Here is a 437-nt window from a genome sequence, read left to right on the forward strand (position 1 = left end):
CTTTGAACTTGCCACAAACAAGCTCGGGTCTGCCAGAACGGGATTGATAGCCCGGAGCTGTTCCTGGATGCGCACCTGAGCCTTACGGCTGGGCGATTTTTTGCTTCGTTCCCGTTTGCCTTCGCTTTCCCGCTCATCCTGTTTTACCTGAGCCAGTCGGAGTACAGTCCCGAGACGTTTGTTATCAACAATCTGCCCCTGGTCGACACAGGCCAGCTTATCAAATGCCTGGCACTTAAGGCTCCGGTGCCCATAGAGGAAGGCGAGGGTGCCATCGGGATAATCCAGTACTTTAATTTTTTCACCGGCAAGACGGCTATTTTCTTCTGTGGTGTCCATGAGATAAAGGATCTTATCGTACTGGAAGGTCAGTGATTTCGACACGGTACGAACATCATGCCAGGCAAAGATGTCTCTTAATTCATCGGGGCTTTCCT

At 51.0% G+C, this 437-nt stretch carries 1 pseudogene; it reads right to left on the reverse strand.

Annotated features, from left to right (window positions below):
- Positions 1–437: pseudogene (locus CSV68_RS16660) on the reverse strand (ISNCY family transposase); the annotation flags it as partial.

The organism is Sporosarcina sp. P29, from assembly GCF_002743265.1.
In the GTDB taxonomy this organism is placed as follows: domain Bacteria; phylum Bacillota; class Bacilli; order Bacillales_A; family Planococcaceae; genus Sporosarcina.